Here is a 19,933-nt window from a genome sequence, read left to right on the forward strand (position 1 = left end):
GTGACGGCTTGCAGCGCGATCAGGTCGGCTGCACGGCGTCGGCCTGGAGGCCCTTCTGGCCCTGCACGACGGTGAAGGTGACCTTCTGGCCTTCCTTCAGGCTCTTGAAGCCCTGGGTCTGGATGGCACGGAAGTGCACGAACACGTCTTCGCCGTTTTCACGGCTGATGAAGCCGAAGCCCTTTGCATCGTTGAACCACTTGACGGTACCGGTCTCGCGATCAGACATCTCACTAACTCCCTGGTGACTCTCTCTTGTTGTTGGAAACGCCTGGTGGGCGGCTGACAAGCAAGGGGGAAGCGAGGTGCATCGATGCAGCGGATCGGGAAGATCTTGCTTCATCAGGCCACGATCCACGGTGACCTTGCCAAGCTCAGCGACTGCAACTTAACCCGCCCAAAACGAAAAAGCAACTGGCAAAATCTTTCACTGTCAACCCCAAAACGGCGACCATACGGGACAGCATGGGACTCTCATTCATCTTATATCTGCTAGCGGTCATTTTTGTCCTTGTCGGCATCGCCGGAATCATCCTGCCGGCCCTGCCCGGCATCCCGCTGGTGTTCATCGGACTGCTGCTGGCGGCCTGGGCGGACGGCTTCACCCACGTCGGCTGGCCGACCCTGGTCGCGCTGGGCGTACTGACCGTCCTCTCGCTGCTGGTGGACGTGCTGGCCACGGTGGTGGGTGCGCAGCGGGTCGGTGCCAGCCGCAAGGCACTGTGGGGTACGTTCGTCGGCAGCATCGTCGGCCTGTTCTTCATGCCGATCGGCCTCTTTGCAGGCCCCCTGATCGGCGCCCTGGCCGGCGAGTATTGGCACACCCGCGAACTGGGGCGCTCGACCAGGGTAGGCCTGGCCACCTGGCTCGGTATCCTGCTCGGCCTGGCGCTGAAACTGGCCGTGGTGATCGCGATGCTCGGCCTGTTCGCCTTCGCCTGGTTCCTGTAACCCGCACTGCCTTCACGCCGCGCGCACGCGGTGCCCGTGCATAAACCGTGGGGGCTGGCCGTGAACCGGTGCAGCCGCCACACTGTGCGATTCCCGTATTCACCTAAGGGCCTGCTGCAATGACCCTGTCTCCGCTGCTTCCCCGTCTCGCGCCGCTGGCGCTGGCCCTGGCCAGTGCGCCGCTGGCCGCGCAGGAGTTCGCGCCCAGCGCCGAAGCCTCGCCGGCCGCGTGCGCGGCGATTACCACCGATGCTGCCCGCCTGGCCTGTTATGACCGCCAGTTCGGCCGTACCCCGCAGGCCACTGCCGAGGCCGACGCTGCGGCCGAGGCGGCCGCGCAGGCCCGTCGCGAAGAACGCCAGACTGCACGCGTGAGCCAGGGCGAAGAGAAGCTGCGCGAGCGGGTCAGCGATCTGTTCCGTCCAGCAGCCCCTGACAGCGCACTGGCCAATGCTGGCCGCGGTTCGCTGCTGGACAGCCGCTGGGAACTGGCCGAGGACTCCAAGCTGGGCCCGTTCCAGCTGCGCGCCTACAAGCCGGTGTACCTGCTGCCGGCGTTCTGGACCAGCGATCGCAACACCACGCCGCATTCGCCGAACCCGGCCAACACGGTCACCACGCCGCAGGTGCTGGACAGTGCCGAGCTGAAGTTCCAGATCAGTTTCAAGACCAAGATCGCCGAGAACCTGTTCGGCGACAATGGCGACATCTGGGCCGGCTACACCCAGAGCTCGCGCTGGCAGGCCTACAACGGCGAGGATTCGCGCCCGTTCCGCGAAACCAATTACGAGCCGGAAGTGATGATGGTGTTCCGCAACGGCTACTCGATCGGTGGCTGGCGCGGGCGCATGACCGGCATCGCGCTGAACCACCAATCCAACGGCCGCGCCGACCCGCTTTCGCGCAGCTGGAACCGGGTGATGCTCAACATCGGCCTGGACCGCGAGAACTGGGCGCTGGTGCTGCGCCCCTGGTACCGCATTCCCGAGACCCGCAGCGACGACAACAACCCGGACATCGAGGATTACATGGGCCGCGGTGATGCGACCCTGACCTGGAACCGCAACGGCCACGAAGTCTCGCTGATGGCGCGCCATTCGCTGCGCACCGGCAGCCGCTCGCACGGTGCCCTGCAGCTGGATTACGGTTTCCCGATCAGCAACCTGCTGCGCGGGCATGTGCAGGTGTTCGACGGTTATGGCGAAAGCCTGATCGACTACAACCACAAGGCCACCTACGTGGGCGTGGGCGTGTCGCTGCTGGAGTGGTTCTGATGCCCGTGACGATCTGGCACAACCCGGCCTGCAGCAACTCGCGCGGCGCATTGAAGCTGATACGTGATGCCGGCTTCGAGCCAGTGGTGATCGAGTATCTCGGCAATCCACCCGATGTGGCCACACTGCGCCAGGTGCTGGCCGAATCAGGATTGAGCGCACGTGATCTGGTGCGCAGCAAGGAAGCGCAGTTCGCCGAACTGGGCCTGGAAGGTGCGGACGAGGCCACGCTGCTGGCCGCGATGGCCGAACACCCGCGACTGATCAACCGCCCCGTGGTGCGCACGGACAAGGGCACACGCCTGTGCCGTCCACCGGAAACAGTGCTGGAAATCCTGTAACCCGCCTCGCCGCCGCGTAGCGGAGCGTGTTGGTAGAGTCGACTGTTGGTAGAGTCGACTGTTAGTCGACTCCCTCCTCACCCTTCATATGCATCCGCGGAAAAGCCCGCACTGCGTGCGATAGTCGACTGACAGTCGACTCTACCCCAGCGCCCCCCTTCTACCCGGACGCCCTCCTCCCCGGCTGGCTTACAGCCAGTCGGTGATGCCTTCGCGGCGGTACACCTCGGCGAACGCCGGGCGCGCCTTCATCGACGTGGCGTGCGCCTTCAGTACCGGCCAGGTGTCGGTGGGCCTGGGCATGTTGCGCGACCAGCGCATCAGCATCACCAGCATGTAGTCGACCACGCAGGGCGTGGCGCCCAGCAGGTAGGGGCCATGTGCATGCAGGTGCGCGGCCACATGCTGCCAGGCCGCTTCCAGGCGCTGCCGTGCCATGCCGCGGCTGGCCTCGATATTCGCCTCGCCCGCCATTTCGTGTGGATAGAACCAGGCTCGATAGGCCGGCTGCAGCGTATTGGCACACCAGAACATCCAGCGGTAGGCATCGGCGCGCTGCGGCGTGCCCAGCGCGGGCAGCAGATTGGCGTCCGGATGGCGATCAGCCAGGTACAACGCAATGGCCGCCGCTTCGGTCAGTACCAGGCCATCGATCAGCAGTGTCGGCACCACACCGGCCGGATTCAGCGCCAGGTACTGCGCCGACTTGTGCTCGCGCGCGTCGAAATCCAGCAGCACCAGTTCATGCTCGATGCCCAGCTCGATCAGCAGCCAGTGCACCACCAGCGCGGCGGTACTGGTCGAACCATACAGCGTGGTGCTCATGCAGAAGATCCTGTACAGGTGGATCAGCCGATTATGCGCCCGCGCGCACGATCGTTGCTCAGCCGCAGCTGCTCATGCAGGAATCCCGGCGTTCGCCACAGGACATCATCGGCGCGCGCATCGTACAGTCATGCGTCTTCAGTTCGCAGGCATGGCGCAGGTCCGGGTTGTCCACGTCCTTGCAGCGCTTGTCCGGCGCCGGCACCATCCGCTGCTCGCAATTGCTCTGGCGGCTGCCGAGAGAGTCATTCTGCGCCATGCAGCTGCGATAGCCGGCCTGGCACTGCACGCGGCACTGCGCCGATGCAGGGAAATCCGCGCCTTCGTACGACGCTGGGGTGTTGCAGCCGGCCAGCGCCAGCAGCATGCCTACCACGATGAATCGATGCAGGGCCATGGACACGTCCTGTGCGAGGGTGTGCCGACCGTAGCAGAGCAAGGGCTACAGGCGCGTTAATCCTCCCCCCGGATACAACAACGGCGCCACACGGGCGCCGTTGTCTGGACCGAAGCGTGCGGGGAGTTACTCCACCACCACCGGAATCTTGCCGATGCGGGCCTGCCATTCGCGCGGGCCGGTCTTGTGCACCGATTCACCGGTGGAGTCGACTGCCACGGTCACCGGCATGTCCTGCACGGTGAACTCGTAGATCGCCTCCATGCCCAGGTCAGCGAAACCAACCACCTTGGCGGCCTTGATCGCCTTGGACACCAGGTAGGCCGAGCCACCGACGGCCATCAGGTAGGCCGACTTGTGCTTCTTGATCGCCTCGATCGCGGCCGGGCCGCGCTCGGCCTTGCCGACCATGCCCAGCAGGCCGGTCTGTGCCAGCACCTGCTCGGTGAACTTGTCCATGCGGGTGGCGGTGGTCGGGCCGGCCGGGCCCACCACTTCGTCGCGCACCGGATCGACCGGGCCGACGTAGTAGATGAAGCGGCCCTTCAGATCGACCGGCAGTTGCTCGCCCTTGTTGAGCATGTCGACCATGCGCTTGTGCGCGGCATCGCGGCCGGTCAGCAGCTTGCCGTTGAGCAGCAGGGTCTGGCCCGGCTTCCAGCTGGCCACGTCTTCCGGCGTGATCGTGTCCAGGTCCACGCGGGTGCCCTTGGACGCGTCGTAGGTCAGCTTCGGCCAGTCTTCCAGCGACGGCGGGTCCAGCATCACCGGGCCGCTGCCATCGAGGGTGAAGTGCGCATGGCGGGTGGCCGCGCAGTTCGGGATCATCGCCACCGGCAGGTTGGCCGCGTGGGTCGGGTAGTCGTTGATCTTGATGTCGAGCACGGTGGTCAGGCCACCCAGGCCCTGCGCACCGATGCCCAGCGCGTTGACCTTCTCGTACAGCTCCAGGCGCAGCTCTTCGATGCGGTTGGACGCACCACGGGCCTGCAGCTCGGTGATGTCGATCGGCTCCATCAGCGCTTCCTTGGCCAGCAGCATCGCCTTCTCGGCGGTGCCACCGATGCCGATGCCGAGCATGCCCGGCGGGCACCAGCCGGCGCCCATGGTCGGCACGGTCTTCAGCACCCAGTCGACGATCGAGTCGGACGGGTTGAGCATGGCGAACTTGGTCTTCGCTTCCGAACCACCGCCCTTGGCGGCGACGATCACGTCGACCTTGTTGCCCGGCACGACCTTGACGTTGACCACGCCCGGGGTGTTGTCCTTGGTGTTGATGCGCTTGCCGGCCGGATCAGCCAGCACCGAAGCGCGCAGCTTGTTGTCCGGGTGCATGTAGGCACGGCGCACGCCTTCATTGGCCATGTCTTCCACGCCCATGGTGGCGTCGTCCCAGCGCACGTCCATGCCGATTTCCAGGAACACGGTGACGATGCCGGTGTCCTGGCAGATCGGACGGTGGCCTTCGGCGCACATCCGCGAATTGATCAGGATCTGGGCCATCGCTTCCTTCGCGGCCGGCGACTCCTCGCGCTCGTAAGCGGCGGCGAGGTTCTTGATGTAGTCGACCGGGTGGTAGTACGAGATGTACTGCAGCGCGTCGGCGATGGACTGGATGAGGTCTTCCTGCTTGATCGATGTCACGTCTTGCTCGCTTGCTCGAGGCTGGCGGGGGTAATCCGCTCATTTTACCCCCTCCCCCGGCCCCGGGGTGGTAGTGCCGGCCGCTGGCCGGCAAGATTCCCCCGACGCTCTGTCACGCCACGCGCCACTGCGGCGTCCTTGCCCACATGAACGCCGAAACCGCTTTCCAGACCCACCGCCCGCGCCTGATGGCCCTGGCCTACCGCCTGCTTGGCAGCCGCGCCGACGCCGAAGACGTGGTCCAGGATGCCTGGCTGCGCTGGTCCGGCGCCGACCCGGCGGCCGTCCGCGACCCCGAAGCCTGGCTGGTCACCACCACCACCCGGCTCGGCCTGGACCGGCTGCGCGCGGCCAAGCGCGAGCGCGTGCACTACGTCGGCCCATGGCTGGCCGAGCCGCTGGCGGTCACCCTGGAGCCCGACCCGGCGCCCGGCCCGGCCCAGCTGCATGCCCTGGCCGACGACGTTTCGGTCGCCTTCCTGACCCTGCTTGAACAGCTCGGCCCCGAGGAACGCGCCGCCTTCCTGCTGAAGGAGGCCTTCGACCACGACTACCGCGAGATCGCCGAGCTGATCGGCCACAGCGAGGCCAACTGCCGGCAGCTGGTGCACCGTGCCCGGCAACGCCTGCAGGCCGGACGGCCGCGCTTCAACGCCGATGCCAGCCAGCACCGGCAGCTGCTGGCGCGCTTCATGGATGCCTCGCAGCGCGGCGACAGCGAGGCGATCCAGGCCCTGCTGCACACCAACGCGTTGCTGGTGTCCGACGGCGGCGGCGTGGTTACCGCAGCGATCCGCCCGCTGCTGGGTGCCGAGCGCATCGGCCGCCTGTTCTGGGCCATCGCCCGCCGTGGCGCGGTGCATCCGGCGCAGCTGGGCTACGTCAACGGCGAGCCGGCGATCCTGCGCTTTGTCGGTGATCGCTTGCACTCGGTCACCACCATCGAGGTGGTCGATGGCCGCATCGCCAACGTGTACAGCGTGTTGAATCCGGAAAAGCTGCCGGGGGTTGTCACGCGCGGCGACGCTGCGGCGTCCTGGTAGTGAAAGGCGGCCATCGTGGCCGCCGTGGAGCCCCCGATGTCCAATCACACTTCTCCCCGCGTCCCCTACACCCGCCTGGCCGCCGAGGCCTTCAAGGGCCTGCTGGCCACCAGCCAGGCGGTGCATGACAGCTCGATCGATCCGACCCTGATGGAACTGGTGTTCCTGCGCGTGTCGCAGCTCAACGGCTGCGGCTACTGCATGGACATGCACGGCACGGCGCTGCGCAAGGGCGGCATCGAGCCGCGCAAGCTGGACACACTGCCGGCATGGCACGAGAGCCGCTTCTTCGACGAACGCGAGCGCGCGGCGCTGGGCTGGGCCGAGGCACTGACCCGGCTGACCGACGGTGCGCCGTCGCAGGCGGCGTTCGATGCGTTGGCGCCGCACTTCGATGAGATGGGCATCAGTGACCTGAGCATGGGCATCGCGGTGATCAATGCCTGGAACCGCCTCGGTGCGGGGTTGCTGCCGCCGCTGCCGGCCTGACCCACCCCGCCTTCGACAGTTCATCGGTGCTGCTGGTAGGTGTCGACCTTGGTCGACACGGTAGATCCACGCTACGCGTGGATGCGGGAGAGTCGGATCCCTTCGCTTCGCGAAGGGCTCTGACCCGCTGTGGGTCGCTGGGGTCAGAGCCCTTTGCCGCGCAAAGGGATCTGACCCCGGTGCCGGCCACACGCCTGCACTGACCCCCTCTGCACGTATCAGGCGCGCAGAATACGCACATGCCTGCCACCCCCGCCGCTGGCGCTGACGCCGCGAAGAAACCCAGCCTGCGCCAGCGCTTCAGGGCGATGCGCAACCTGCCGCCGTTCCTGCGCATGGTCTGGAAGACCAGTCCCGCGCTCACCCTGGCCAGCCTCGGGCTGCGCCTGATCCGCGCGCTGCTGCCGGTGGCGATGCTGTACGTCGGCAAGCTGATCATCGACAGCGCCCTGCACCTGAGCCAGCACGACGCGGGCTTCCCGCCGCTGGGCGAAGCGCTGTCCAGCGGCGTGCTGAATCCGCTGCTGGGCCTGCTGGCGCTGGAATTCGGCCTGGCCATCGCCTCGGACCTGCTCGGCCGGCTGGTCAGCTACGCCGATGCCCTGCTCTCCGAGCTGTTCGCCAACGTCACCAGCATCCGGCTGATGGAACACGCGGCGACGCTGGATCTGGAGGACTTCGAGGACCCGGACCTGCAGGACAAGCTGGACCGTGCGCGGCGCCAGACCATGGGCCGGATGAACCTGATGAGCCAGCTGTTCGGCCAGGTCCAGGACGCGATCACCGTGGCCAGCCTCGCCGTCGGCCTGCTGGTCTACGCGCCGTGGCTGATCCTGCTGCTGGCGCTGGCACTGGTGCCGGCCTTCATCGGTGAATCGCACTTCAACGCGGCCGGCTACAGCCTCAACTTCCAGTGGACGCCCGAGCGCCGCCAGCTCGACTACCTGCGCCAGCTCGGTGCCAGCGTGGAAACGGCCAAGGAAGTGAAGATCTACAACCTGCACCGCTTCCTGGTGGAACGCTACCGGCGGCTGTCGGTGGCGCTGTTCCAGGCCAACCGTGCACTGGCCCGGCGCCGCGCGTTCTGGGGCACGCTGCTGGCTGCGCTGGGCACGCTGGGGTATTACACCGCCTACGCCTACATTGCCTGGCGCACGGTGCGCGGCGACTTTTCGATCGGCGACCTGACCTTCCTTGCCGGCAGCTTCCTGCGCTTGCGCCAGCTGCTGGAAGGCCTGCTGATCGGCTTCTCGCAGGTGGCCAGCCAGGCGCTGTACCTGGACGACCTGTTCTCGTTCTTCCAGATCGAGCCGGAAATCCATTCGCGTGAAGGCGCGATACGCGTGCCGCAGCCGATCCGCCAGGGCTTCGTGTTCGAGAACGTCGGCTTCCGCTATCCCGATGCCGAACAGTGGGCGGTGCGCCACCTCGATTTCCAGCTGCAGGCCGGCGAAGTGCTGGCCCTGGTCGGCGAGAACGGCGCGGGCAAGACCACGCTGGTGAAACTGCTGGCACGGCTGTACGAGCCGGACGAAGGCCGCATCCTGCTCGACGGCCGCGACCTGCGCGACTACGACCTGGACGACCTGCGCGCCAACCTCGGGGTGATCTTCCAGGACTTCGTGCGCTACAACCTCAGCGCCGGCGAGAACATCGGCGTCGGCCAGGTCGAGGCGATGGACGACCAGGCACGCATCGCCGATGCCGCGCGGCGAGGCATGGCCGAGGAAGTGATCGACGACCTGCCCGGCGGCTACGACCAGCTGATCGGGCGCCGCTTCAAGCAGGGCGTGGACCTGTCCGGTGGCCAGTGGCAGAAGATCGCCATTGCCCGCGCGTGGATGCGCAATGCGCAGGTGATGATCCTGGATGAGCCAACGGCAGCGCTGGACGCGCGCAGTGAGTTCGAAGTGTTCCAGCGGTTCAGGGAGCTGGCGGATAATCGTACGGCAGTGCTGATTTCCCACCGTTTCTCTTCGGTACGCATGGCCGATCGCATCCTGGTGCTGGCCGATGGCCGCATCGAGGCCAGCGGCACCCATGCGCAGCTGATGGCCCAGGGAGGACGGTACGCCGAGCTGTTCGAGCTGCAGGCGGCGGGTTACCGCTGAGAACGCCTCTCGTTCCGCCCAATGAGAACCCGTCTCATTTGAGATAGAATCAACCCCGACGACTTTCGATAGATACGCCCATGTCCTCCGCTTTCGGCGCCGAAACGGTGCTTGAGGTCCGTCACTGGACCGATGCCTACTTCAGTTTCACCACTACCCGCGACAGCGGCTTCCGCTTCGAGAACGGCCAGTTCGTGATGATCGGCCTGGAAACCGAGGCACGGCCGCTGCTGCGCGCCTATTCCATCGCCAGCGCCAACTGGGAAGAGCACCTGGAGTTCTTCAGCATCAAGGTGCAGGACGGCCCGCTGACCTCGCGCCTGCAGCACATCAAGCCGGGCGACAAGGTGCTGGTCGGCAAGAAGCCCACCGGCACCCTGCTGATCAGCGACCTGCACCCGGGCAGGAACCTGTACCTGCTGGGCACGGGCACCGGCATGGCGCCGTGGCTGTCGGTCATCAAGGACCCGGAGACCTACGAGCGCTTCGAGAAGGTGATCCTCTGCCACGGCGTGCGCTACGAGAAGGATCTGGCCTACCGCGATTACTTCGAGAAGGAACTGCGTGAGCACGAGTTCCTGGGAGAGATGATCGGCGACAAGCTGCTGTACTACCCCGCGGTCACCCGCGAGCCGTTCGCCAACCAGGGCCGCCTGACCCAGCTGATGGAAAGCGGCCAGATGCAGCGCACCCTCGGCCTGCCGGAGCTGAGCCCGGAAAACGACCGCGCGATGATCTGCGGCAGCCCGCAGATGCTGGCTGATCTGCGCAGCGTGCTCGATGCCCGCGGCTTCCAGGTCTCGCCGCGCATCGGCCAGCCGGGCCACTACGTGTTCGAGCGCGCGTTCGTCGAGAAATGATCTGCAACGGCAGCCGGCCGCCGGCCGGCTCTCCGTGCGCTCCGGGATTGCCGGCCAGCGGCCGGCACTACCCCCTTCACAGCAGCGCTTCGATCGCGCTGCGCAGCTGTTCCGGCCTGGTGGTTGGCGCAAAGCGCGCAGCCACCCGCCCTTGGCGATCGACCAGGAACTTGCTGAAATTCCACTTGATGCGGGCGCTACCCAGCAGGCCGCGCTTCTCGCGTGACAGCCATGCCCACAACGGATCAGCCCCCTCGCCGTTGACCTCGATCTTCTCCGAAAGCGGGAAGCTGACCGGATAATCCAGCGAACAGAACTGGCGGATCTGCGCGGCGTCCCCCGGCTCCTGCGCGCCGAACTGGTTGCATGGGAAGCCGATCACCACCAGGCCACGCTCGCGATACTCCTGCCACAGCTGTTCCAGCCCGGTGTACTGCGGGGTGAAGCCACAGCGGCTGGCGACATTGACCAGCAACAGCGGGTGACCCCGGTACCCGGCGAGGGCCTGTGGCTGGCCGTCGAGGTCGCGGAAGCTGAAATCGTAGGCAGTGGTCATGGCGGTGAACCGTGGGCGGTGAATGCATGGTACCCGCGCCCGGCCGCGGCAACATGCCTTTTGACACAAGTGCGGGCGCCGCCGGCCGGGTTACCCTCGGGCCCTTGTTTGCCTTACCGGAGTTCCTGCCTTGACCACCCGCCTTGCCCTTGCCGTGGCCATGTCCCTCGGCCTTGCCCTGCCCGCCTTCTCGGCCGGCGCCGCCACCCCGGCCGCCAGCAGCACCGCCCAGCAGGCCAATCCCTTCTTCGCCGAAAGCCCGCTGCCGCTGCACTTCCCGCAGTTCGACAAGATCAAGGACAGCGACTTCGCCCCGGCCTTCGACGCCGGCATGGCGCAGCAGCTGAAGGAAGTGGAGGCCATCGCCAACAACAAGGCCAAGCCGACCTTCGACAACACCATCATCGCCCTGGAAAAGAGCGGTGATGTCCTCGACCGCGCGACCACCGTGTTCTTCAGCCTGGTCGGTGCCGACACCAACGACACCCGCAAGAAGCTGCAGGCCGACTACTCGGCGAAGTTCGCCGCGCACAGCGATGCGATCGCGCTGAACGGCAAGCTGTTCGCCCGCATCCAGGCGCTGTATGACACCCGCAGCCAGCTGGGCCTGGACGCCGAAGGCGTGCGCCTGGTCGAGAAGTACTACGACAACTACGTGCGCGCAGGCGCCAAGCTGTCCGACGCCGACAAGGCCAAGCTGAAGGAGATGAACGCCGAGCTGGCCAACCTGGGTACCAAGTTCAGCCAGAACGTGCAGTCGGAGGTGAACGCTTCGGCGATCACCGTCGACGACGTCAAGCAACTGGACGGCCTGTCCAAGGAGCAGATCGCCGCCGCCGCCGAAGCCGCCAAGGCCCGCGGCCAGGACGGCAAGTACGTGATCACCCTGCTCAACACCACCGGCCAGCCGCCGCTGACCAACCTGGCCAACCGCGCCCTGCGCCAGAAGATCTACGAAGCATCGGTGAGCCGCGGCAGCCGCGGCGGTGAGTTCGACAACACCGCGCTGGTCTCGCGCATCATGCAGCTGCGCGCCGACAAGGCCAAGCTGATGGGCTTCCCGAACTTCGCCGCCTACAACCTGACCAACCAGACCGCCAAGACCCCCGAAGCGGTCAACGCGATGCTGGGCAAGCTGGCCCCGGCCGCGGTGGCCAACGCCAAGCGTGAAGCCGCCGACCTGCAGGCGATGATCGACCAGGAACAGAAGGCCGCTGGCAAGCCGACGTTCAAGCTGGAACCGTGGGACTGGGCCTTCTACAGCGAGAAGGTGCGCCAGGCCAAGTACAACTTCGACGAGTCGCAGCTGAAGCCGTACTTCGAAATGAAGAACGTGCTGGAGAACGGCGTGTTCTACGCCGCGGGCCAGGAATTCGGCCTGACCTTCAAGCAGCGCACCGACCTGCCGGTCTACCACGATGACGTCACCGTCTACGACGTGTTCGACGCCGATGGCAGCCAGCTGGCGATCTTCATCTTCGACCCGTATGCACGCGCCTCCAAGCGCGGTGGCGCGTGGATGAACTCCTACGTCTCGCAGTCCAAGCTGACCGGCTTCAAGCCGGTGGTCGCCAATCACCTGAACATTCCGAAGCCGCCGGCCGGCCAGCCGACCCTGCTGACCTGGGACGAGGTGAACACCACGTTCCACGAGTTCGGCCACGCCCTGCACGGCATGTTCTCCAACGTGAAGTACCCGTACTTCTCGGGCACCTCGGTGCCGCGTGACTTCGTCGAGTTCCCCTCGCAGGTCAACGAGATGTGGGCCGACAACCCGGTCATCCTGAAGAACTACGCCAAGCACTACCAGAATGGTTCGGCGATGCCGCAGGCACTGCTGGACAAGGTGCTGGCGGCAGCCAAGTTCAACCAGGGCTTCGCTACCACCGAGTACCTGGGTGCGGCCATGCTGGACCAGCGCTGGCACCAGATCGGCGCCGACCAGGTGCCGGCCGCCAAGGACGTGATGGCCTTCGAGCGCGCCGCGCTGGAGAAGGACGGCATCTACTACGCGCCGGTGCCGCCGCGCTACAAGACCCCGTACTTCAGCCACATCATGGGCGGCTATTCGGCCGGTTACTACGCCTACATCTGGTCGGAAGTGCTCGACGCCAACACCCAGAAGTGGTTCAAGGACAACGGCGGCCTGAGCCGCAAGAACGGCGACCACTTCCGCGCCACCCTGCTGTCCAAGGGCGGCAGCGTCGACGCGATGCAGCTGTTCCGCGATTTCGCCGGCCACGAGCCGCAGATAGAACCGCTGCTGGAAAAGCGTGGCCTGACCGGCGCCGGCAACTGATCGCCCGCGCAGTAGCCTGAAACGAAAAACCGCCCGGGAAACCGGGCGGTTTTTTTGTTGGGACATCCACGCATGGCGTGGATCTACTGGTGGGTGCCGACCGTTGGTCGACACGATCCATTCGCGCCACGAACCCCGGCATCATCGATCCACACATGACGCACTCCAGTAGATCCGCGCCATGCGTGGATGCGCTTCCAGATCAGCGCCGAAACAGTCGCTCCCACCACCGTCGTTTCGGCGCACCGGGCGCGGCAGCGGCAGTCGATGCGATATCCGGGTGCGCTGCCACGAACTCCGCCAGCTGGGCCGCCGCGGCTTCCGCATAAAGGATCGCGCCATCCGGCGCGCAGTTCAGCAGATTGCTCAAGCTGGTCGATGCATTGAGATCCATCGGGTTCGGCTCGACCACCTCGCTGGCCTCCAGCAATCCGCATCCGCTGGCGATCGCTTCATCGACAACACGCCAGAAAACGACCAGGCGTCCATCGGAGAACAGCTCCTCCAGGCGCGCAGCAAGTGCGCTGTCCACTGCATAATCAGCGCGTAATTGCTTCAGCCGGGCATGCGTGATGAACACGCCACCACCATAGTTTTCACGTAGATGGTTGCCGGCGGCAGCATCCGCCCACTGCAACGGCACCAGTTGCCGCCAGTCCGCGAAATACCGGGCGACCACCGGATCGTCGATGAAAAACGAAAGGGCGCTCCCGCGGAGATAGTGATACCGCCGAAGGTGGCCGGCCACGATCGCCAGGTACAAAGCGTGCCCCTTCTCGAAAGGCACGTCGGCGCTGATCGAGCGAGCCTCGTCGATGCGTTCCTGCAACTGCTCCATGTAGAACGGCTCGATCCGGAACCGCTGTTGCAGCGCCTCGACCAGCGTCACGTCCTCCAGAGCACGGAAATAGATGTCACGGATCTCCGAATCCGCGACTGGATGGTAGGTGATGTCCCAACCCATGCTGCAACGCCTTCAGGAATGCGGTAATCCCGCCGACCCAACAGCGTAGCGTCGACGACGCCCACGCGCGGAGCTGACCGTGCAACACACGGATTTGGCGTCAGTAAGTATCGCATCCGGCCTGATCTACCCCTGCGCACCCTCAGCGTGGCGCCACGTACCCACCCGGTACGCCTTCCGGCGACAGCACCAGCTGCCACAGCTGCGCGTGCCGGCAGCGGAAGGTGGCCATCGATCCGGCCAGGTAGAACCGCCACATGCGGCGGAAATGCTCGTCGTAGCGCGCGTCCAGCTGCGGCCACGCCGCTTCCACGTTGCGCCGCCAAGCCTGCAGGGTGAGGTCGTAGTCGGTGCCGAAGTTGTGCCAGTCCTCCAGCACGAAGCGCCCTTCGAACGCCTTGCTGATCTGCACCGCCGACGGCAGCATTGAATTGGGGAAGATGTAGCGCGCGATCCACGGATCGGTGCGATGCCGCGAGATGTTGGTGCCGATGGTGTGCAGCAGCAGCAACCCGCGCGAAGACAGGCAGCGCCTGGCCACCTCGAAGAAACTGGCGTAGTTCTTGTCGCCGACATGCTCGAACATGCCGATCGAGAAGATCGCATCGAACGGCTCATCCAGTTCGCGATAGTCCTGCAGGCGGATCTCGATCGGCAGGCCGGCGCACAGTTCGCGTGCGAACCCGGCCTGTTCCTGCGAAATGGTCACGCCGACGCCGCTGACGCCGTAGCGCTCTGCTGCGAACTTCAGGGCCTCACCCCAGCCACAGCCGATGTCCAGCACACGCTGCCCGGGGCGCAGCCCCAGCTTGCGGCAGACCAGGTCCAGCTTGGCCTCCTGCGCGGCATCGAGATCACCGGCATGGCGCCAGTAGCCGCAGCTGTACACCAGGCGTTGGCCGAGCATGGCCTGGTAGAGGTCGTTGCCAAGATCGTAGTGGCGGCGGCCCACTTCGTAGCTGCCCTGCCCGACCTGCAGGTTGAACAGGCGCGCCTTCAGCGCATCGGCCACTTCGCGCCAACCGTGCACCCGTTCATCCAGGTGTGCCTGCATCAGGTGGACGAGGAATTCATCGAGGACGTTGGCATCCCACCAACCGTCCATGTAGCTCTCGCCGAGGCCGAGCGAGCCGTGCGCCATGACCCGCGCGAAGAAACGCGGGTCATGCACCTGGATGTCCTGTGGCTGGGTGCCGCCGATGCGGACCCCGGCTTCCTGCAGCAGGCCGGCGCCCCGCTCCTGCAACCCTGTATCCACGCCACCTCCTCGACTGCGGTCAACCGCGTGCGAACAGCTCCACGTAGTCCTTGGCCACGTGCGGCAACAGCACCGCCGCCGGTACGTCGGCGGTCTGGGTGCCGTCCGAGTATGGACCCACCTGGTACGGCGGGAAAACAAAGCGCAGCGCGGTGATCTGCCCCTTGTCGTTGGTCAGCGGCTGGAACTGGCTGAAATTGTCGGCCTGGGGGCCGGTACCGTCGGCGATCATGCGCGATGCGTTACGCAGCGATTCCTGCAGCTGGGCCGGGTCCATGTCCTCGCCACTGAGGCGGGTGGCCACGCGTTCGCGCAGCTGGTCGGCGACGAAATCACTGATCGCCTTCCAGCCCTTGGCATCGGCCACCAGCTTGTCGGCACTGAGCATCTGCTGCTGCGCCGGCAGCCACACGAAACGCGCCACCAGCGGCTCGCCGTGGGCGCCACCGGTATAGCGGCTGCCATCGGCACTGACCACCACCAGCTGCGGCGTTTCCAGCAGCTTCTCGAAGCTCAGCGACAGTTCGTAGGGCATGGTCGGCTTGTCATTGCCGAGCCCGTCCAGTGCCTGCTGCAGGTCGCTGCGTGCGCTGGTTGCGTAGTTCTGCAGCGCGCGCGCCAGGCCCGGGTAGCGATCGATGCCGGCCGGGTAGCTGATGCCCACCACTTCGCGCTCGTTGTTCTCGATCACGTCGCGCAGGTCCAGCGGCGCTTCCGTGGCCGGCGTTTCACCTGCGGCAGTGGCCTCGGCGGCGGGGGCCGCGTCGGTCGCCGGTGCCGGCTCGCTTTCACGCTGGCAACCGGCCAGCAACAGCACGCCCACCACGCCGGCCAGCACGCTGCCGTGCAATGGCCGGTTGTTTCCAATCTTCATCGGGATCCCCTGTTCATGTTTGCACATCATCGCCTGCCATGGCTGAAGCGTGGCCCGCTGGCATTCAGCCAGCGAGCAGGTCGTGGTACTCCTCGTGCCGCTGCAGGAAGGCCTCGGCGTAGGAACATGCCGGCACCACCTTGTACTTCTGCTCGCGGGCAAAGCGCAGTGCCACGCGGGTCAGCTCACCTGCGATGCCACGGCCGGCAATCGGCTCAGGTACCTCGGTGTGGGTGATGACCATGCGCCTGCGCTTGATCTGGTAATCGAGCACCGCCAGCTGTCCGCGCACACGGGCGGTGAAGCGATGGTTGGCCAGGTCGTGTTCGACCTCGTAGGCCAGACCGGGGGGCGTGACCGAAGCCATGGAACTGTCTCCTGCGGCGACTGCGTGGATGGTGCGCAGCCGGGCGCCATGATCGCGTGAAGCCTGAACAGGGGCAAGTCCAATCCAATCACGTCAGTTTTCGACCCTCAAGCTGGAGCGAGGGCGGCCGCTATCGCCTGTGGAGGGGTACGGCCATGCTGGCACGGCCCTTGCGACCGTTGATCATGCGCACCACCGCGGAGGCTCCGATGCACCCCAGCGATTCCCATTCCGACACCGACCGCGCCCTGCTGGAGGGCCTGCTGCAGCTGGCGGTGGAAGGGCAGACCGAAGATCAGGATTTCCAGCGCATCGGCGAAGAGGTATTCGCCCGCCTGCTGGACACCTACGGCCAGCAGACCCGCGCCTGACCAGGAGCGGGTCCCTGCCCCCGGGGGCGGATCCAGTGGATCCGACTCCGGCCCCTCAACCGCCGCCGAGGCGGAAGGTCGGGTTGGAAAGCTCGCGCAGGAAGTGGGTGAAGATGCTCGGCTGCATGGCCAGCATGAAGATCACACCGAACGCCGCGCCCGCCAGGTGGGCGCTGTGGTTGATGCGATCACCACCGCGCTTGTCCATCCAGATGCTGTAGCCCACGTAGAACGCGGCATAGACAATGGCCGGTGCCGGGATGAAGAACACCAGGATGATCGACCACGGCTTGATCAGGATGAAGGCGAACAACACCGCCGACACCGCCCCGGACGCGCCTAGGCTCAGGTAGTTCGGGTTCTTCTGGTTCTTCAGGTAGCTGGGCAGGATCGAGACCAGCAGCGCACCGATGTAGAACGCCGGGTAGGTCAGGTAGCTGCCGGTCAGCTGCACCATCACGCTCTCGATGAATCCCCCGAAGAAGAACAGGGTGATCATGTTGAAGATCAGGTGCGACCAGTCGGCGTGGATGAAGCCATAGGTCACCAGCCGGTCGTACTGGCGGTGACGGTCGATGGCCGGCGGCCACAGGATCAGGCGGTCGGCCAGCTTGCGGTTGTTGAACGCCATCCACGACAGGAGGGCGGTGATGGCGATCAACAGCAGATTGACGGGGGTCATGTCAGGCTCAGGCGCTACGGTAGTTGTCGACCATACGATAGCGTTTCGCGTACCAACCGAAGGCCAACGCCGCGACGAAGGCGAAACCGGCGAAGAAGAACATCAGGAATGCCGCCTCGCTCAGGCCCGTACTGGCGATCTTGTGGGTCACCGCATCGTTGCGCACAGCAGCGTTGGACAGCAGCACCCACAGGTTGCCGATGGTGGTGGTCAGGTTCCAGAAGCTCATCACCACGCCCTTCATCGCCTGCGGCGCCTGGCTGTAGGCGAACTCCAGGCCGGTGGCCGAGACCAGCACCTCACCGAAGGTCAGCAGCGCATACGGCAGCATCTGCCAGAAGATCGACATGGCATTGCCACCGTCCATCACCACCTGGATGCCGCCGACCACGATCCAGGCCAGGCCGCTGAAGGCGATGCCGGCGGTCATGCGGCGCAGCGCGGTCGGCTCGAAGCCGAAGCGGCGCAGGGCCGGGTACAGCACCAGGTTGTTGAACGGAATCAGGATCATCACCAGCAGCGGGTTCAGCGCCTGCATCTGCGAGGCGGTGAACCAGCTCGGCATCTGCATCTGCTGGCCCTGCAGGACCCAGGTCGAGGCCTTCTGGTCGAACAGCGAGAAGAACGGCGTGGTCAGGGCGAAGATCACCAGCACGCGCAGCACCGAGCGCACGCCTTCAACCGCTTCGGCCGGATGCTGGCCACGGGCGCGATCAAGCTGCAGCCAGGTGCCACCGCCGATGCCCGCCAGGATCGACACCAGCGCCAGGCACAGGCAGATGACGATGCCCAGCGAGCCGACCAAGCCGAACGAGGCCGCTGCCAGCACCAGGCCGAGCACGGCGATCACCAGGCCCGGACGGCCCTGGCCGGCCACGCGCGTGGTCAGTGCGGTACGCACCACGTTGGCGAACGAATGCGGGTCCTTCGGCGGCAGCGGTACCAGCACGTAGCGCTTGCGACCCAGCCAGAACACGAAAGTGGCGATGAACATCAGGATGCCCGGGATGCCGAACGCCCACTGCGGGCCCCAGTTCTTCAGCACCAGCGGGATCAGCAGCGAGGCGAACAGCGAGCCGAAGTTGATGATCCAGTAGAAGGCGTCGAAAACGATCTTGGCCAGGTGCTTGTTGCTCTGGTCGAACTGGTCGCCCATGAACGAGGCCACCAGCGGCTTGATGCCACCGGCACCCAGCGCAATCAGGCCCAGGCCGAGGAAGAAGCCCTCGCGGCTGTTCTCGAACAGCGCCAGGCACAGATGGCCGGCACAGTAGACCAGGCTGAACCAGAGAATGGTGTGGTACTTGCCGAAGAACCTGTCGGCCAGCCAGCCTCCGAGCAGCGGGAAGAAATACACGCCGATCATGAAGCTGTGCATGATGTCCTTGGCTTCACCGGCACGGCCTTCCGCAGTGATTTCCTGCAGCAGCAGCGAGGTGATCAGGAACTGCACCAGGATGTTGCGCATCCCGTAGAAACTGAACCTCTCGCAGGCCTCATTGCCGATGATGTACGGGATCTGGCGCGGCATCTTTCCCTGGCCGGCGATGGGGGCAACTGCGTCGTGGCTCATCCTGTAAGGCAATCCTGCAAAGCGAAAGGCGCAAGGTTACCGGAAGCGGGGCTTGCGAAGCACGCTGCAGGGCTGCATGACAACGGTGCCAATCCGTGGCAGGCAACGTCACTACATGCCGGAAGTCACGGCACCTGCACGACAAAAGCGTAAACTTATCGTTATGCGCCCCCTCGCCCACGCCCGTCTCCTGCTCAGCTGTCTCGTGCTGCTGGCGTTGCAGGCACAGGCGCGGCCGCAGGCACCGGCCGCCGCCAGCGGTGAGGCCGAGCCCCGGCAGCTGACCGTGGCCGCGCTGGAACTGCCCAGCCGCGATGATGCGCAGTGGAAGCAGCGCCGCGAACAGGTGGCGCACCTGCTCACCGAGCTGCAGCCGGACGTGATCTCCGTACAGCAGGTGCTGCAGCAGCAGGGCCGCAATCCGGCCTGCTGGCTGGCCAGCCGGCTACGCTACAGCTGCGACTTCGTTACCGCCGATCCGCCCAGCCAGCCGTTGCGGCATGGCAACGCGATGCTGACCCGGCTGCCGGTCAGCGAGGATGGCGTAACCCTGCTGCACCCACCCGGCACCTTCAGCGCCGCCGGCATGATGCGGCTGAAGCTGGGCCAGGCGCTGGTCAACATCTATGTGGCACGGCTGCGCCCGGACCCGGACGAGGCCACTGCCCGCCAGCACCAGACCAGCGACCTGATGACCTGGATCGGCGCCACCGCCGAGGGCATGCCCAGCCTGATCGCCGGTGATTTCTCGGCAACCACCGTCGAGCTCGTGCGCAGTACCCCGGGGTTCCAGCCGGCCCGGCGCAATCCGGGTGGCCGCCCCGAGCCGCCGGCGGCCAGCGGCGGTGGCGCCAGTGGTCATGGCCTGGACGTGCTGTTCCAGGTCAAGCACTTCGGCGGCATCCGCCAGCAGCCGATCCTGCTGCCGGCCGACGGCGACCTGCCGGGCCTGCGTCTGGGCGTAATGGCCACCCTGCGCCTGCAGGGCGATGCGGCCACGGCCGAATAGGTAGTGCCGGCCGCTGGCCGGCGTTCCAGGGCTGCCGGCCAGCGG

General features: G+C 65.9%; 21 protein-coding genes. 10 read left to right on the plus strand and 11 right to left on the minus strand.

Annotated features, from left to right (window positions below):
* Positions 1-19 precede the first annotated feature (19 nt).
* A complete protein-coding gene (locus O0K41_RS09975) occupies positions 20-229 on the minus strand; it encodes a cold-shock protein (RefSeq protein ID WP_005410290.1) in 210 nt (69 codons plus the stop codon).
* Positions 230-465: 236 nt separating this feature from the next.
* Here O0K41_RS09975 and O0K41_RS09980 point away from each other — a divergent pair, with 236 nt between their 5' ends.
* From O0K41_RS09980 to arsC, 3 genes are all read left to right on the plus strand, one after another.
* On the plus strand, positions 466-951 hold the full coding sequence (locus O0K41_RS09980; RefSeq protein WP_043034719.1) for a DUF456 domain-containing protein: 486 nt from the start codon (positions 466-468) through the stop codon (positions 949-951).
* Positions 952-1,070: 119 nt separating this feature from the next.
* Entirely contained in the window at positions 1,071-2,225 is a 1,155-nt protein-coding gene (locus O0K41_RS09985; protein WP_005413953.1) for a phospholipase A, read from the plus strand.
* Positions 2,225-2,566: an arsenate reductase (glutaredoxin) gene (gene arsC, locus O0K41_RS09990; protein WP_024956646.1), complete on the plus strand. Its 342-nt coding sequence runs from the start codon at positions 2,225-2,227 to the stop codon at positions 2,564-2,566. The genes O0K41_RS09985 and arsC overlap by 1 nt, the downstream gene beginning before the upstream one ends.
* 189 nt (positions 2,567-2,755) lie before the next feature.
* Here arsC and O0K41_RS09995 read toward each other — a convergent pair whose 3' ends face one another.
* From O0K41_RS09995 to O0K41_RS10005, 3 genes are all read right to left on the minus strand, one after another.
* Entirely contained in the window at positions 2,756-3,391 is a 636-nt protein-coding gene (locus O0K41_RS09995; protein WP_012480793.1) for a glutathione S-transferase family protein, read from the minus strand.
* 58 nt (positions 3,392-3,449) lie between these two features.
* Positions 3,450-3,788: a hypothetical protein gene (locus O0K41_RS10000; RefSeq protein WP_005410295.1), complete on the minus strand. Its 339-nt coding sequence runs from the start codon at positions 3,786-3,788 to the stop codon at positions 3,450-3,452.
* A 126-nt stretch (positions 3,789-3,914) separates the two neighbouring features.
* The gene (locus O0K41_RS10005) at positions 3,915-5,432 is read right to left on the minus strand and encodes a fumarate hydratase (protein ID WP_005410296.1); all 1,518 of its coding nucleotides are present in this window, start codon (positions 5,430-5,432) and stop codon (positions 3,915-3,917) included.
* A gap of 146 nt (positions 5,433-5,578) precedes the next feature.
* Here O0K41_RS10005 and O0K41_RS10010 point away from each other — a divergent pair, with 146 nt between their 5' ends.
* The 4 genes from O0K41_RS10010 to O0K41_RS10025 all read left to right on the plus strand — a co-directional run bounded on the left by O0K41_RS10010 (position 5,579) and on the right by O0K41_RS10025 (position 9,935).
* Positions 5,579-6,475: an RNA polymerase sigma-70 factor gene (locus O0K41_RS10010; protein ID WP_099605542.1), complete on the plus strand. Its 897-nt coding sequence runs from the start codon at positions 5,579-5,581 to the stop codon at positions 6,473-6,475.
* Positions 6,476-6,511: 36 nt separating this feature from the next.
* A complete protein-coding gene (locus O0K41_RS10015) occupies positions 6,512-6,964 on the plus strand; it encodes a carboxymuconolactone decarboxylase family protein (protein ID WP_164222017.1) in 453 nt (150 codons plus the stop codon).
* A gap of 239 nt (positions 6,965-7,203) precedes the next feature.
* Positions 7,204-9,075 (plus strand): ABC transporter ATP-binding protein, encoded by a 1,872-nt coding sequence (locus O0K41_RS10020; RefSeq protein WP_049451476.1) that lies wholly within the window; start codon positions 7,204-7,206, stop codon positions 9,073-9,075.
* An 80-nt stretch (positions 9,076-9,155) separates the two neighbouring features.
* Positions 9,156-9,935, plus strand: a complete 780-nt coding sequence (locus O0K41_RS10025) for a ferredoxin--NADP reductase (protein ID WP_005410300.1) — start codon at positions 9,156-9,158, stop codon at positions 9,933-9,935.
* 76 nt (positions 9,936-10,011) lie between these two features.
* Here O0K41_RS10025 and O0K41_RS10030 read toward each other — a convergent pair whose 3' ends face one another.
* Complete coding sequence (locus tag O0K41_RS10030) at positions 10,012-10,491, minus strand: glutathione peroxidase (protein ID WP_005413962.1); 480 nt, start codon at positions 10,489-10,491, stop codon at positions 10,012-10,014.
* 130 nt (positions 10,492-10,621) lie between these two features.
* Here O0K41_RS10030 and O0K41_RS10035 point away from each other — a divergent pair, with 130 nt between their 5' ends.
* Positions 10,622-12,790 (plus strand): M3 family metallopeptidase, encoded by a 2,169-nt coding sequence (locus O0K41_RS10035; protein ID WP_049397923.1) that lies wholly within the window; start codon positions 10,622-10,624, stop codon positions 12,788-12,790.
* 202 nt (positions 12,791-12,992) lie between these two features.
* On the opposite strand, the gene O0K41_RS10040 is transcribed toward O0K41_RS10035, so the two are convergent.
* The 4 genes from O0K41_RS10040 to O0K41_RS10055 form a co-directional block, all read right to left on the minus strand.
* Positions 12,993-13,754: a hypothetical protein gene (locus O0K41_RS10040; RefSeq protein WP_012480798.1), complete on the minus strand. Its 762-nt coding sequence runs from the start codon at positions 13,752-13,754 to the stop codon at positions 12,993-12,995.
* Positions 13,755-13,896: 142 nt separating this feature from the next.
* Complete coding sequence (gene cfa / locus O0K41_RS10045; protein WP_308304498.1) at positions 13,897-15,012, minus strand: cyclopropane fatty acyl phospholipid synthase; 1,116 nt, start codon at positions 15,010-15,012, stop codon at positions 13,897-13,899.
* A gap of 19 nt (positions 15,013-15,031) precedes the next feature.
* Positions 15,032-15,913, minus strand: coding sequence for a DUF3298 and DUF4163 domain-containing protein (locus O0K41_RS10050; RefSeq protein WP_049451503.1), 882 nt, complete (start codon positions 15,911-15,913; stop codon positions 15,032-15,034).
* Between the two features lie 37 nt (positions 15,914-15,950).
* The gene (locus O0K41_RS10055) at positions 15,951-16,253 is read right to left on the minus strand and encodes a GNAT family N-acetyltransferase (protein WP_005410305.1); all 303 of its coding nucleotides are present in this window, start codon (positions 16,251-16,253) and stop codon (positions 15,951-15,953) included.
* A gap of 209 nt (positions 16,254-16,462) precedes the next feature.
* Between O0K41_RS10055 and O0K41_RS10060 the strand changes: the two genes are divergently transcribed.
* Entirely contained in the window at positions 16,463-16,624 is a 162-nt protein-coding gene (locus O0K41_RS10060) for a hypothetical protein (RefSeq protein WP_005413966.1), read from the plus strand.
* Between the two features lie 55 nt (positions 16,625-16,679).
* On the opposite strand, the gene O0K41_RS10065 is transcribed toward O0K41_RS10060, so the two are convergent.
* A complete protein-coding gene (locus O0K41_RS10065) occupies positions 16,680-17,306 on the minus strand; it encodes a rhomboid family intramembrane serine protease (protein ID WP_005410307.1) in 627 nt (208 codons plus the stop codon).
* A gap of 7 nt (positions 17,307-17,313) precedes the next feature.
* Complete coding sequence (locus O0K41_RS10070; protein WP_005413967.1) at positions 17,314-18,879, minus strand: oligopeptide:H+ symporter; 1,566 nt, start codon at positions 18,877-18,879, stop codon at positions 17,314-17,316.
* A gap of 163 nt (positions 18,880-19,042) precedes the next feature.
* On the opposite strand from O0K41_RS10070, the gene O0K41_RS10075 reads away from it, so the two are divergent.
* On the plus strand, positions 19,043-19,888 hold the full coding sequence (locus O0K41_RS10075; RefSeq protein WP_164222021.1) for an endonuclease/exonuclease/phosphatase family protein: 846 nt from the start codon (positions 19,043-19,045) through the stop codon (positions 19,886-19,888).
* Positions 19,889-19,933 lie beyond the last annotated feature (45 nt).

The organism is Stenotrophomonas sp. Sm2128 (assembly GCF_030985535.1).
Classification (GTDB): domain Bacteria; phylum Pseudomonadota; class Gammaproteobacteria; order Xanthomonadales; family Xanthomonadaceae; genus Stenotrophomonas; species Stenotrophomonas maltophilia.